The organism is Streptomyces sp. NPDC059909, assembly GCF_042730885.1.
Classification (GTDB): Bacteria; Actinomycetota; Actinomycetes; order Streptomycetales; family Streptomycetaceae; genus Streptomyces.
Genome location: NZ_JBHWKX010000122.1, coordinates 1 through 13,132, shown reverse-complemented (window position 1 = coordinate 13,132; position 13,132 = coordinate 1). Strand labels below are relative to the sequence as shown.

The window sequence follows — 13,132 nt, the reverse complement described above, 5'->3', positions numbered from 1 at the left end:
CCGGCAGCGCGCCTTGAGGTCCTTCGAGGCGAGCCCTCCCAGATGCGCGCCGACCAGGCACAGCACCTCCTCATCCCCCGGCGTCAGCTGCTTGAACCGGGTACGGATGGCCACACCACCCGGGCCGGACACGACGAACGGCTCCACCCTGTCCCGCAGCCCGCCCAACCCGTCACCCCCACCCCGAAGAACCCTGACACCGCCTCCAACGAGCACCCCCCGTAAAGGTCACGCATTCGACACAAGAACGCCAGTTCCCTCCCGAAAGGGCGCGATGACCAAGGCACGCAAAGACCACCGGTACTCACCCCCGCTCACCAGAACACGCTTGAGTGCACTTCAACGGCAGCAGCTCCAAACCCCACCCCGAACGGCAGCCTCGGTACGGCCGGCGAGCTGCGGCAGATCGCCGATGTAGGACGCGAGCGAGGTCGGCACCAGATCGAGGACGAGGATGGTCGGTCCGGCGACGAAGACGAAGACGGCGAGGGCCACGGCCAGCACCATGTTGGTGTTGGACAGCCACTGGATGCCCCGCTCGACGCCGGAGACGGCCGAGAGGACGAAGGCCACCGTCAGCACCCCGATGATGGTGACCAGAAGACCGGTACCGGCCGCCGCCATCCAGCCCAGCTCCCTGAATCCGCTGCCGATCTGCAGGGCCCCGAGGCCGAGCGAGGTGGCCGATCCGAAGAGCGTGGCGAAGATCGCGAGGACGTCGATGACCCTGCCCGGCACGCCGTCGGCGTGCCGCTTTCCGATCAGGGGCTCGAAGACGGCACTGATGCTCTGGCGCCTGCGGCGCCGGAAGGTGCTGTAGGCGATGGCGAGGCCCACCACCGCGTAGATCGCCCAAGGGTGCAGGGTCCAGTGGAACAGTGTGGTGGCCAAGGCCGTCTGCATGGCGTCCGCCGAGTCGGCGGGGTCGGTCCCGGGCGGCGGGGTGACGAAGTGCGCGAGCGGCTCGCTGACCCCGTAGAACATCAGGCCGATGCCCATGCCCGCGCTGAACATCATCGCGACCCAGGAGACGGTGCGGAACTCGGGTTCCTCGTGCTCCTGGCCGAGCTCGATCCTGCCGTAACGGCTGATGGCGAGCCAGAGGGCGAAGACGACGAAGCCGGAGGCGGCCAGGACGAACGCCCAACCGCCGTCGTGCATCAGACCGCTCAGCATCGCGTCGGAGATGCTCTCCAGCGCCTTGGTGGCGACGGATCCCCCGATCACGAAGGCGAGGGTGAGCACGGCCGTCACTCCGAACACCACCCGGTCGGTCACGGGCGGCCTGTCCTCGTGGGGGTGGCGCCCCGGCAGGGCCGCCCTCACGGGCAGCCGCCGCCGCTGGACCGGTCCCTGTTCGTCGTGCGACACGGGGGTACCTTTCACGAAATTTCGTAGACCGGCTTTCGCTCTCGGTACCCCCTACCACACCGGCACTGCGCCGCTCGCGATCAACAGGCGGTGACAGGCAGTCCCTTTACGAGGTCGTACGCGGCGCGTTCGTCGAGCAGCAGCGGCACGAGGTCCCGCTGCGACTGCCGCAGCGGTACGAGGGCGTTCCCGTCCCCGTCCGCCCGCACGAGCACCCCGTGCAGGGCCAGTTCGTCCTTGACGTCCGCGTACTGCGCGGCCGGGATCCGGTAGCCGCAGGGCGGGTCCTGGAGCGTCTCGTCGGGGGTCGCCGGGTCGTTGTCCGCTCCGCCGAGGTACACCGGTCCACGGTCGGCGAAGCCCTTGACCCGGGCGGCCGTGGTCGCGGCCTCGAGCCGGCCGCGCCGCTCGTCGACGAAGCGGAAGGCGCCGTCGAGCGCGGCGAGTTGGGTGTTCACCCGGCGCCGGTTGTTGAGGGCGGGGTCGTGCTGCTCCGCGTCGGTGAGGGCGTCGATGCGGGTTTCGACGAGGAGTCCGACGGAGTGTTTGAGGCCCGCGGTGTTGCGCAGGATGCGTTCCTGTCCGTCGCCGGCGACCTGCTTGACCGGCTCGCCGGTCACCGGGTCGGTCCAGATGCCGTAGATGCCGCTGCTGAATCCGGAGCCGTGGGCCGCGGGCCGTACGTACGTCTCGGAGAGGGTGTGGGCCTCCTGGTGCACTGTCGGATCGGTGTTGAGGTTGCGCGGCCAGAGGGAGAGCAGCTCCTTGTCGTAGTAGGACGGTGTGGCGTTGTACTCGTGCAGGTCGTGGATGACATCGGGGCGCTGGTCCCGGATGACGGCGGCCAGGGCACGCCCCTCGGCCGTCCTGAGGGCGATGTGGTCCCGGTTGATGTCGACGCCGTCCGAGTTGCCCCGGGTGTCGGCGGCGCGGCCGTCGGGGTTGGCGGTGGGGACGACGAGGACGGTCGTACGGTCGAGGAAGCGCCGGGTCTGCGCGTCCCCGGCCTGTGCGAGGTCGCGGACCGTGGTGAGACAGGCCTCGCGGCCCGAGGGTTCGTCGCCGTGCTGGGTGCAGATCAGGAGCATGGTGCTCGCGGTGGGCCGGTCGCCGCCGATGCGGACGAGCTGGAGCGGGCGGCCCTGTCCCGTCGTGCCGATGGTGCGCAGCGACACGCGCTCACTGGCCCGGTCGACGGCGGAGAGGAACTCCCATTCCTCGGGCTGGGTGGTCCAGCGCGCGCCGCCCGATGCCTCGAATCCGGTGCGGGGCAGGGGCAGTTTCGCCGCCTCGGAAGCGGGATGGGCCCTTGCTCGCTCGACAGGGGCCGCCTGGGCGTGCGCGGCCGCCAGCGGCACGGCGAGCGTACAGAGGGCCACGGCCACGGTGCGGAAGCGCCGGTTCATCGGTTGTCGCCTCCCGGGATCGGGCTGGTCGGACGCGGTTCGCCGACACCGTCGAGCCGGGAACCGCGCGGGGCGGCGGCCGACGGCGGCGGGGTGCCCGTGGTGGCGCGCAGGAAGGCGGCGGCTCCGCCGGGGATCGGCAGCCGTGCGGCGGTACGGGCCAGGTCGAGGGTGAGGCTCGGCCTGGTGGACGGAGGGTCGATGAGGTCCTTGTCGGTGCCGCCGATGATGAGGGCCAGCCGGTGCCCCGCCGGGACGACATGGTCGGTGGCGTGCAGATCGAGGGTGATGGTGTACGCCGTGCCGGGCGTGAGCGGGCGGCCGGTGCCGGGCGTGGCGTGGTTGCCGAGGTCGGCCCAGCCGCGGCTGACCACGGTGTAGTCGACCGCTGCCGTGCGTGCGGCGGTCTCCTTGAAGCAGGAGCTGTCGCCGGTGGTGCTCGCGCCCCAGCAGGTGCGCTCGGGAAGGGTGGTGATGCCTTCGCCGGCGGCGGTGTAGTCGCGGATGGTGGCGGGGCCGAGGTCGACGAGGACCGCCGAGAGATGTGCGGTCGTGGTCGTCGGGGTGGCGGTGACGGTGACCGTGGAGGAGCCGGAGAGTCGCAGTTCGCGGCTGAGCGGCGGGGTGACGAATCCGGCCTTGGCCGGGGTGGACCGGTCGATGTCGGCGGCCCAGTCGGTCTCGCCGAGGGCGGGGTCGTCGGTGAACGTCTCGGTGGTGCCGGGCCGGGCTGGCTTCAGGGCGAGCGTCCCGACGCCCGGTGCGGCACCCGTGCCGGGGCGGAGCGTGGTGGTGGCGGTGGAGCGGGGCGGCCAGGCGCGGTCGGTGGACCACTGGTCGGGGGCGCGTTCGATGTCGGCCATCGGCTCACGGTCGATGCCGTTGTCGTAGCCGAGGAGGTAGTGGTCGAACCAGCGGTGCAGGGTGCTGACCCACTCGGCACGGCGGAAGTCGAAGGGGTCGACATGTCCTGTCTGGGACAGCCAGACCTTGCGCTCGACACCGTGTGCGGCGAGGGCGTCCCACCACTGACCGAAGTGCTTCGGGCGGACGTTCAGGTCCTGCATGCCGTGGACGGCGAAGACGCTGGCCCGGACCTTGCGGGCGTCGGGGACGTAGTCGCGCTCGCTCCACAGCCCGGTCCGGTCGCCGGTGCGCGGGGCCTCGTCGACGAGCCGCTGCTGGACGGCCTGGCACCGGGCGCGGGCATCGGGGCTGTCCACGTAGTTCGAGAGCCAGTCGGGGCCGGAGTCGTAGAGCGGGGCGCCCTTGGCGAAGTAGTAGTCGTACCAGGAGGAGATGGCGGCGATCGGGACGACGGTCTTCAGGCCCTCGACGCCGGTCGCGGCGACGCCGTTGGCGATGGTGCCGTCCCAGCTCTTGCCGATCATGCCGACGTTGCCAGTGGTCCAGCCGGCCGCCGCGCGCTCGGTGCCGGTGCGGCTGGTGTAGGCGCGGGCGCGGCCGTTCAGCCAGTCGACGACAGCCTTGGCCGAGTGGATGTCGGAGTGTCCGCCGACGTCGACGCAGCCGTCGGAGCGGTTGGTGCCGGCGAGGTCGACGGCGACGAACGCGTAGCCGCGCGGTACGAAGTAGTTGTCGTAGAAGAGGGGGAACTGGACGGGGTTCCCGTTCGCGTCGTAGGTCTTCTTCTGGCTCTCGTTGCCACGCCCGCAGCAGGAGTAGTACGGGCTCGCGTCCATGATGACCGGTATCTTCCGGCCGTGTTGCGCCGCTTCGCGCGGCCGGACGATGTCGACGGCCACGCGGTCGCTCCTGCCGTCCCCGTCGCCGTCGAGCCGGGTGTCCACCCATACGGACTCACGGATCGCGTTGTCGTACGAGTGGACGGGTCTGCTCTCCCGGGGCGGTGCGGCGCTCTGGGCGCCGGCCGGCGGGACGAGGACGGCTGTCAGGGCGGCTGTGGCCGCCACGATGAAGGATCTGCTCGAAAGGAGGGTGCTCCGCGCACGTATCGGCATGGGCCGGAAGGTACTCCGGTCAACTCCTGTGCAACAGAGGGCAGTCGAGACGACCACCGCATGCACAAATGGGGCCGGAACGATCGACGGTGCGCAGCGCGTCATGTCGGCCGAATGGCGATCGTGTGACAGCGGTGGCCATGGACATGACTGGGCGTAGCGGCGTGAATAGGGTCCGAAGAGATCATCCCCCCGACGACTTGGAGCATTCGTGCACCGCAGAATCCTCGTCCCGAGCGTGCTCACGGCCTCTCTCCTGCTGGCGATCCCGGCATCGGCGGCAGACTTCGAGCCCGGGGCCCCGGGCATCGGCGACCCCTACTACCCGGCCAGCGGCAACGGCGGCTACGACGTGTCGCACTACGACCTGAGGCTCAAGTACCAGCCGAAGACGGACCTGCTCGAGGGCACGGCGACGCTCCTCGCCACCACGAAGCAGAACCTGTCCCGTTTCAACCTGGACTTCGGACTGAAGGTCGGCGAATTACGGGTGAACGGGCGGAAGGCATCCTTCCGCAAGACCGGCGACCAGGAGCTGGAGATCACCCCGGCCTCACCCCTGGAGAAGAACAAGCCGGTGTCGGTGGTGGTGAAGTACGCGGGCAAGCCGTCCGAGCTGAGCATCGGCGGCTGGACCGCCTGGCACCGCACTCCGGACGGCGGCGTCGCCGCGCAGGAGCCGGACTCGGCGGTGTGGTGGTTCCCGTCCAACGACCACCCGCTGGACAAGGCGACGTACGACATCTCCGTGTCCGTGCCGGACGGCACCCAGGCGATCAGCAACGGTGTGCTGCAGTCGCAGTCCTCGCGCCTCGGCTGGACCCGCTTCAACTGGCGGTCGAACAAGCCGCAGGCGACGTATCTGGCCACGCTCGCGGTCGGCAAGTTCGACATCACGACCGACAGGACCGCGAAGGGCCTTCCCGTCCTCAACGCGTACAGCGCAGACCTCGGTGACAACGCGGGCGCGGCGCGCGCGAGCATCGAGCGCACGACCGAGGTCGCCGAGTGGCTGGAGGAGGTCTTCGGTCCCTATCCGTTCAACGCGCTCGGCGGTTACGTCCCGAACGTCACCAGTGGCTACGCGCTGGAGACGCAGACCCGCCCGTTCTACAGCCCGCGGCAGTTCGCGAACGGCGCCAACGTCTCGGTGGTCGTGCACGAGCTGGCCCACCAGTGGTACGGGGACAGCGTGTCGGTCAAGGGCTGGAAGGACATCTGGGTCAACGAGGGCTTCGCCCGCTACAGCCAGTGGCTGTGGTCGGAGAAGGAGGGCGAGGGCACGGCGCAGGAGCTGGCGGACTACGTCTACGCGCTGCACCCGGCCGACGACCCGTTCTGGACGGTGAAGCCTGGCGACCCTGGCCCGGACAAGCAGTTCGACATCGCGGTGTACGACCGCGGTGCACTCGCCCTGCAGGCGCTGCGGGGCGAGATCGGCGACGAGGACTTCTTGGCGGTCCTCAAGGGCTGGCCGACGGTGAACGCCCACGGCAACGGCAGCGTGAGCGACTTCGCGAGGTACGCCGAGAAGGTCTCGGGCAAGCCGCTCGCCGGCCTCTTCGACACCTGGCTGTACGAGCCGTCGAAGCCGGCCGCCCCGGCTGCGGCGGGAGCGGGGGTCGCCGTTCGCGCCGACGTCCCGCCGACGCAGCCGAAGTCCTGGAAGAAGATCGCCGCGACGAACACGGTCCACGACCACGATCACGGTCGCGGCAGCGGACACTGAGCCGGTGCGGACGGCGCCGTCGCCCCTTCGGGGGCGGCGGCGCCTGCGGTTACCCTCGTGTGGATACGGTCCGACGCGCCGACGAGGAGCATCCGTTGCCCGATCCGACCACTGGAGCCCGGCCCACGCTGGAGGCCGTCGCCGCCCGCGCCGGCGTCTCGCGGGCGACGGTCTCGCGCGTCGTCAACGGCGGGGCCGGCGTCCGCGCGCCGCTGGTGGACCGGGTGCGCGAGGCGGTGGCGGAGCTCGGCTACGTACCGAACCATGCGGCGCGGACCCTGGTGACCCGGCGCAACGGCGCGGTCGCAGTGATCATCGCCGAGCCGGAGTTCAGGATCTTCTCCGACCCGTTCTTCGAGCGTCAGGTACGGGGCATCAGCCGGGAACTGGCTGCGAACGACTCGCAGTTGGTCCTGCTGTGGGTGGAGGGAACGGAGGACCACGACCGGATCGCCCGGTATCTCGGCGGCGGGCATGTCGACGGGGCGCTCGCCTTCTCGCTGCACGACGACGACGAACTCCCCGCCATCGTGGTGGAGTCCGGGGTGCCCGCCGTGTTCGGCGGTCGTCCGGGTCCGGGCGCTCGCGGCGCCGGAACCCGCCGCCGTGCACGCGCCGTGCCGTACGTCGACTGCGACAACCGCGGCGGCGCCCGCGAGGCGGTGCGCCATCTGGTCGGGCTCGGTCGCACCCGGATCGCGCACATCGCCGGCCCGCTCGACCAGACCTCCGCGCTGGACCGTGTCGACGGCTACCGCGACGCACTCGGCGGAGCCGCGGGTCCCGTCGCGCAGGGGGCCTTCACCGTGGAGAGCGGGGCACGCGCGATGGCGGAGCTGCTGGACCGGCACCCGGATCTCGACGCGGTGTTCGCCGCGAACGATCTGATGGCGTCGGGCGCGCTGCGGGTGCTGCGCGAGCGGGGCCTGCGCGTGCCTGAGGACGTCGCGCTCGTCGGCTTCGACGACGTGGCCTCGGTCGCGGAGGCCACGGACCCGCCGCTGACGACGGTCCGTCAGGACATCGAGGGCAACGGTCGGCTGATGGTGCGGCTGCTGATGGACGTACTGAACGGGAGCACCGGCACGGAGGACGGCGGACCGGAGTCGGTGGTCACCCCGACGACGCTGGTGCGCCGCGCCTCCGCGTGACCGGTGCGGGCCTGCGCGTGAGGCGTGCGGGCAGCCACACCGGCAGGCCGGAAGCGCGCATGGCCGGCCCCGGCCCGCGCACCGTCACGCCCGGCCCGCACGTGCCAAGTCCCGCCTGCGCCCTATCAGTCCGGCCGACCGTGCCTTCCGCCGCGCCTCGCGGGCCAGCGGCAGATAGCGCAGCCGCTCCGGAAGTACGGGCACGACGGCCCGGACGACGTACCCGAAGCGCCGCAGGCGGCGCTCCTGGCGGTCCGTCCACGGCAGGCCGATCACCGCGCGTGCGTCGGGCGGCATGAGCCCGATCGTGACGAAGCGCCGGAAGCGGACGAACGGCGGCAGGATCACCGGCCAGAAGGCGCGCAGCAGCAGCCGCAGCGGAAGCGGCCCGCGGTCGGGTGGCGGCAGGGGCCGGTCGGTCGCGACGAGGTCCTGGACGACGGCGGTCGCCTCGAGGTCGTCGGCGAGGACCTTGCGGTAGTACGGCCAGAACTCCTCGATCGTCCCGGGCATGTCCCGGTCGTGGATGCCGAGGACGCGGCCGACCCGCAGCCACTCCGCGTAGAGCTGCCGCTCCTGGGCCTCGGTGAGCGGCCGGTGCAGGTAGCGGACGGCGTGCTGGTAGACGGGGAAGCCGGTCGCGTGGACCCAGGCGTAGTTCTCGGGGCTGAGCGCGTGGTACGGGCGGCCGTGGGTGTCCGTGCCCCGGATGGTCCTGTGCAGCTGTCGCAGCCGCCGGCCCTCCTCGGCCGCCGCGTCGCCTCCGTACACCCACATCTGGAGCGAGCGGACCGAACGCTCTCCGCGCCCCCAGGGGTCGGTGCGGAAGACGGAGTGCTCGTCGACCCCGGCACCGACGGCCGGATGAGCCACCTGCATGGTGAGGGCGGCGGGCAGCATCAGCAGCCCGCGGATGTCCCCCGCGAGGCTCCACAGCACCCCGCCGGGCGGCGGCGGCACGGGGTCCGGCCTGTTCATGCGGGCGCTCCCAGGTGTCGGCGGACGGCTCGGTGCCCGGTCCCTCCGGTTCCAGTATGGGCGATGTCCGACGCGTCGCCGCTGCCTGTGGGGCGGCGCGGGCCGCGCGAGTTGTTCAGACAAGTTCGGGGGATCGTGCGGCTGCGGCAAGAATGTGGACTCCTGATGGTTACCCGAAGGTAACTGCCGCTGCTTTGATATGCGCGCCGGTCAATCCCCCACCTTCACCCGGGAGTTCCAGTGCCGCACTCCGCGCTCCGCCGCGTCTCCGGCGCAGCCGTGTCCACCGTGCTCGCCGCCACCGCCCTCGGCGCGGCCGCGCCCTCCGCCGAGGCCGCAGCGACGCCGTCGCTGAAGGTCCTGACGTACAACGTCTTCCTCTTCAGCAAGAACCTGTACCCGAACTGGGGCCAGGACCACCGCGCCACGGAGATTCCCAGGACCTCGTTCTTCCAGGGCAATGACGTCGTCGTCCTGCAGGAGGCCTTCGACAACTCGTCCTCCGACGCGCTCAAGGCGAGCGCCTCCGCGCAGTACCCGTACCAGACCCCGGTGGTGGGCCGCTCCAAGAGTGGCTGGGACGCGACCGGCGGGGCGTACTCGGCGACCACGCCCGAGGACGGCGGCGTCACGATCCTGAGCAAGTGGCCCATCCTCCGCAAGGAGCAGTACGTCTACAAGGACGCGTGCGGCTCCGACTGGTGGTCGAACAAGGGCTTCGCGTACGTCGTCCTCGACGTCAACGGCACCAAGGTGCACGTGGTCGGGACCCACGCGCAGTCGACCGACCCGGGCTGCTCGGCGGGCGAGGCGGCGCAGATGCGCAGCCGCCAGTTCAAGGCGATCGACGCGTTCCTCGACGCCAAGAACATCCCCGCGTCCGAGCAGGTCGTCGTCGCGGGCGACCTCAACGTGGACTCGCGCACGCCCGAGTACGCCACGATGCTCGCGGACGGTGGCCTGGTGGGCGCCGACTCCCGCACCGGACACCCGTACTCCTTCGACACGCAGGAGAACTCGATCGCCTCCGACCGCTACCCGGACGACCCGCGCGAGGACCTGGACTACGTCCTGCACCGGGCGGGCCACGCGAAGCCGGCCGGCTGGAACAACGAGGTGATCAAGGAGCAGAGCGCGCCCTGGACCGTCAGCAGCTGGGGCACGTCGTACACGTACACGAACCTGTCCGACCACTACCCGGTCGCCGCCTCCGGGCAGTAGCGCGCAGGGGGCAGTCGCAAGGCTTTCGCAGCTGGTCAAGGGGCGCTCTTCGACAGTGGCTGCAGGGCTCTTCGGCTGCCATGGTGGTGTCCATGACGGGTCACGGACACACTCATGAACACGGGCGTGAACACCACCACCCTCACCATCATCATCACCACCACGGCGAGCGCATCGACGCGGCGCTCGAGGGCTCGACGGAGGGGCTGCGGACGCTGTGGTTCTCGTTCGGGATCCTCGCCGCGACCACCGTCGTCCAGGCGGTGATCGCGGCGCTGTCCGGGTCGGTCGCGCTGCTGGGCGACACCGTTCACAACGCGACCGACGCCCTGACCGCGTTGCCGCTCGCCCTCGCCTTCGTGCTGGGCCGGCGGGCCGCCACCCGCCGTTATACGTACGGGTTCGGGCGGGCGGAGGACCTGGCGGGCGTCTTCGTGGTCCTGGTGATCGCCGCGTCCGCCGCCTTCGCGGGGTACGAGGCGGTCGGGCGGCTGCTGGAACCGCGGGACGTCACCCACCTCCCGGCGGTGGCCGCGGCCGGTCTCGTGGGCTTCGCGGGCAACGAGTGGGTGGCCAGGGCCCGTATCCGTACCGGCAGGCGCATCGGCTCCGCGGCCCTGGTCGCGGACGGACTCCATGCGCGCACCGACGGATTCACGTCGCTGGCCGTGCTGCTGGGTGCGGCCGGCTCGGCCCTGGGCTGGCGTTACGCGGACCCGCTGATCGGGCTCGTGATCACGGCCGCGATCCTGATGGTGCTGCGCGGCGCGGCCCGGGAGATCTGGCACCGGCTGATGGACGCCGTGGACCCGGAGCTGGTGGACCGGGCGGAGCACGCGCTCTCCCACGTCGCGGGCGTGCGGGGTGTGGGCGCCGTACGCATGCGCTGGCTCGGGCACACGCTGCGGGCGGAGACGTCGGTCGAGGTCGACCGGACGCTGACGGTCGTCCAGGCGCATGCGGTGGCGGTGGCCGCCGAGCACGCGCTGCTGCACGCGGTGCCACGGCTGGCGGGAGCGACCGTCCACATCGACCACGGGCACCCGACGGGCCAGGACCCGCATGCGGCCCTGGCCCATCACCTCGCCTGACGCTCGTCACGGTGAGGGTGATGCGACGCTACGGGTAAACGCGGGCCACGTTGTAGGCGTACAGGGCGACGACGCCGATCACGCAGAGGATGACGACCCAGGAACCGAGGCTCGTGTGACGCCCCTTTCCGCCGGACCGCTCGGATCGCTTGGGCCGCTCGGACCGCTTGGACTGCCGGGGACGCCTTGGGCTTGCGGGGCGCGACGGCCGCGGCGTGGAGGGTGCGGCGTCGGCGGCCGCGTCGGCCAGCAGGCGACGGCATATCGCGGCGAGCTCACTCGTCCCCGCGGTGAGACTCGCGACCGCCTCCGAACGCGCCGGTGCGGTCGTGCCCCCGTCGAGGATCCGGCCTGCGCGCAGCAGGACCTCGTCCCGGCCGCCGCTCGGGGCGAGGCTGATCCAGCGCTGGACGTGTTCCCCTCGGATGACCACGCCTCCGGCCCGGTCGCGGTACACGGTGTGCTCGCGCCACAAGATGTCGGCCAACTCGGTAGCCGTTTCCCTCAGTTGCGCGCTCATGCCCCTCCCCCTTCACCCTGCGGCAAATCGAACAAGCACCGCACTCTAGCGTCAGGTACACACCAAGCCCGCGGGGGGTCAGGGCTCGAAGTCGTACACCGTCACCGGGATGCCTCGCGCCACCAGCCGCTCCGCTATCAGGGGCTCCACCCGCGACCACTTGCCGCCCGCCAGCCCGCAGCCGATCCGGGGCATGTGCACCGAAGCGCCGAGCTCCAGGGCCTTGTCGCCCAGCGCCCCGAGAGCGGTGTCGATCGCCTCGTACCGCACGGGCACCCCCTTGCTGCCCGTGCGGATACCGCGCTGCCCCACCATGTTGGCCACCCACACATACGGCCCGACCTGGACGAACTGGACCGCTCCCAGACCGAATTCGTTCCGCGCCCGCTCCCGGTGCCAGCGCCGGAACGCCGCCTCCGGCTCCGGCCAGCGCCGGGACAGCGCGACGACGAAGCCCTTGCCCCAGCCGCCCAGATCGTTGCAGACGTGCGCGATCAGCTTGACGCCCTTGCCGTGCGGGGCCGTGGCGTCCCCCTGTACATACGTGATCTCCGCCATGCCGCCACCGTAAGGGGCACCACTGACAACGTGTGGTCGGCCTGCCCGCTGCGCTTTCACAACATTGGTGAGACAGCAATACTGTTGCACCTGACCGACGCAGACCCCCGACACGTGGAAGGGAAGGCGAGGCACACGATGGCGACCAGGGCCGAGGAGCCGACACTGACCGTCGACGAACTGGCGGTGCGCGCGGGGGTCACCGTGCGCACGATCCGGTTCTACAGCACGCGGGGCCTGCTCCCGCCGCCGGTGATCGGACCGCGCCGGGTCGGCCATTACGGCTCCGAGCACCTCTCCCGGCTGGCCCTGATCGAGGAGTTGCAGCACCAGGGCATGACGCTCGCCGCGATCGAGCGCTACCTGGAGCAGCTGCCGCCCGATCTGAGCGCGCACGACCTGGCGATCCACCGCGCCCTGGTGTCGTCCTGGGCTCCCGAGTCGGCCGAGGAGGTCCCGCGGGCCGAACTGGAACGCAGGGCGGGCCGACCCCTGTCGGACCAGGACATCGACCGGCTCGCGGCGATGGGCGTCCTCGACCGCACGGGCGTCCCGGACACGTTCCGGCTCGACGGCGGGCTGCTGCGGCTCGGCGTGGAGCTCCTCGACGTCCCCATCGCGCACGAGACGATCCTCGCCTCGCGCACGGTCCTGCTGGAGCACGCCCGCGCGGCGGCGCACGAACTGACCCGGCTGTTCCGGGACGAGGTGTGGGGTCCCTACCGGGAGCGCGAGTCGGATCCCGATCACGTCGCGACGATGAAGTCGCTGTCGGCCCATATGCAGCCGATGGTGATCCAGGCACTGGTGACGGCGTTCCAGCGGTCCCTGCGTGAGGAACTGCGGGCCGCGTTCCAGGCCCGGCCCGACTAGGGGGTTTCTTTTGGATCAGGCCGGATCAGCGAGCGAGGTCTGGCGCGTGCAGATGCAAGGCGGAGGAGGGAGCCACTGCGGAGCATTGGCGACTGACGACAACGCGGCAGATGCGCGTGTCAGGGCACGCGAGCCCGGCAAGATCCGAAAGAAACCCCCTAGCGGTGGTTTGTTGACGTGGGGTTGATGTCGCAGTAGGCCGGTGAACAAGGGTAGTTGACGCTGTTCGGGGGTGGTCGTGGTGGTGACCGC

10 protein-coding genes and 2 pseudogenes are annotated in these 13,132 nt (G+C 71.1%); 5 read left to right on the top strand and 7 right to left on the bottom strand.

The genetic code is table 11. The features are described from left to right. The 4 genes and pseudogenes from ACFV9O_RS37745 to ACFV9O_RS37730 form a co-directional block, all read right to left on the bottom strand. Nucleotides 1–168 (bottom strand): annotated as a pseudogene (locus tag ACFV9O_RS37745) (IS200/IS605 family accessory protein TnpB-related protein); the annotation flags it as partial. Nucleotides 169–357: 189 nt separating this feature from the next. After that, nucleotides 358–1,371, bottom strand: a pseudogene (locus tag ACFV9O_RS37740) (BCCT family transporter); the annotation flags it as partial. 80 nt (nt 1,372–1,451) lie between these two features. Further along, nucleotides 1,452–2,777, bottom strand: a complete 1,326-nt coding sequence (locus tag ACFV9O_RS37735; protein ID WP_385426872.1) for a M14 family metallocarboxypeptidase — start codon at nt 2,775–2,777, stop codon at nt 1,452–1,454. Further along, a complete protein-coding gene (locus tag ACFV9O_RS37730) occupies nt 2,774–4,759 on the bottom strand; it encodes a Xaa-Pro dipeptidyl-peptidase (protein ID WP_385426869.1) in 1,986 nt (661 codons plus the stop codon). Before ACFV9O_RS37730 ends, ACFV9O_RS37735 begins: the two co-directional genes overlap by 4 nt. Before the next feature lie 211 nt (nt 4,760–4,970). Between ACFV9O_RS37730 and ACFV9O_RS37725 the strand changes: the two genes are divergently transcribed. Both ACFV9O_RS37725 and ACFV9O_RS37720 read left to right on the top strand, forming a co-directional pair. Then, nucleotides 4,971–6,488, top strand: a complete 1,518-nt coding sequence (locus ACFV9O_RS37725; RefSeq protein WP_385426866.1) for a M1 family metallopeptidase — start codon at nt 4,971–4,973, stop codon at nt 6,486–6,488. Nucleotides 6,489–6,583: 95 nt separating this feature from the next. After that, nucleotides 6,584–7,639, top strand: a complete 1,056-nt coding sequence (locus ACFV9O_RS37720) for a LacI family DNA-binding transcriptional regulator (protein ID WP_385426864.1) — start codon at nt 6,584–6,586, stop codon at nt 7,637–7,639. 84 nt (nt 7,640–7,723) lie between these two features. On the opposite strand, the gene ACFV9O_RS37715 is transcribed toward ACFV9O_RS37720, so the two are convergent. After that, nucleotides 7,724–8,617 (bottom strand): oxygenase MpaB family protein, encoded by an 894-nt coding sequence (locus ACFV9O_RS37715; RefSeq protein WP_385426862.1) that lies wholly within the window; start codon nt 8,615–8,617, stop codon nt 7,724–7,726. A gap of 240 nt (nt 8,618–8,857) precedes the next feature. Here ACFV9O_RS37715 and sph point away from each other — a divergent pair, with 240 nt between their 5' ends. Together sph and ACFV9O_RS37705 are read left to right on the top strand one after the other, a co-directional pair. After that, nucleotides 8,858–9,838: a sphingomyelin phosphodiesterase gene (gene sph, locus ACFV9O_RS37710; RefSeq protein WP_385426859.1), complete on the top strand. Its 981-nt coding sequence runs from the start codon at nt 8,858–8,860 to the stop codon at nt 9,836–9,838. Nucleotides 9,839–9,930: 92 nt separating this feature from the next. After that, complete coding sequence (locus ACFV9O_RS37705) at nt 9,931–10,929, top strand: cation diffusion facilitator family transporter (RefSeq protein WP_385426857.1); 999 nt, start codon at nt 9,931–9,933, stop codon at nt 10,927–10,929. 28 nt (nt 10,930–10,957) lie between these two features. On the opposite strand, the gene ACFV9O_RS37700 is transcribed toward ACFV9O_RS37705, so the two are convergent. Beyond that, nucleotides 10,958–11,449 (bottom strand): hypothetical protein, encoded by a 492-nt coding sequence (locus tag ACFV9O_RS37700; protein WP_385426854.1) that lies wholly within the window; start codon nt 11,447–11,449, stop codon nt 10,958–10,960. 78 nt (nt 11,450–11,527) lie between these two features. Beyond that, nucleotides 11,528–12,007, bottom strand: coding sequence for a macro domain-containing protein (locus ACFV9O_RS37695; protein WP_385426852.1), 480 nt, complete (start codon nt 12,005–12,007; stop codon nt 11,528–11,530). Nucleotides 12,008–12,145: 138 nt separating this feature from the next. Between ACFV9O_RS37695 and ACFV9O_RS37690 the strand changes: the two genes are divergently transcribed. After that, nucleotides 12,146–12,880 (top strand): MerR family transcriptional regulator, encoded by a 735-nt coding sequence (locus tag ACFV9O_RS37690; RefSeq protein ID WP_385426849.1) that lies wholly within the window; start codon nt 12,146–12,148, stop codon nt 12,878–12,880. Nucleotides 12,881–13,132: the final 252 nt, after the last annotated feature.